Source organism: Pollutimonas rozaliensis (assembly GCF_048751585.1).
Lineage (GTDB): Bacteria > Pseudomonadota > Gammaproteobacteria > Burkholderiales > Burkholderiaceae_B.
Genome location: NZ_JAZHOB010000141.1, coordinates 1 through 267, shown reverse-complemented (window position 1 = coordinate 267; position 267 = coordinate 1). Strand labels below are relative to the sequence as shown.

Here is a 267-nt window from a genome sequence, read left to right as displayed (position 1 = left end):
CGAGGTTCAAACGGCACAAGGCAAGAGCATTGCCGTCGCTTGCAAGGAGGCAGATGTCTCTGAGCAGAGTGACTCACGCTGGCGCAAGGAGTACGGAGGTCTGAAGGTCGATCAGGCCAAGAAAATGAAGGACCTGGAGCGCGAGAACGCCCTGCTTCGTCGCCTAGTGGCCGATCTATCTTTAGAGAAGCAGGTTCTGGCGGACGTCGCCTCGGGAAACTTATAGCCCCCGAGCGTCGCAGGCAGGCGGTGGAAGGGATCCGGGAG

General features: G+C 59.6%; 1 pseudogene. It reads left to right on the top strand.

What is annotated here, in order from left to right:
* Positions 1 to 267, top strand: a pseudogene (locus tag V0R37_RS22305) (transposase); the annotation flags it as partial.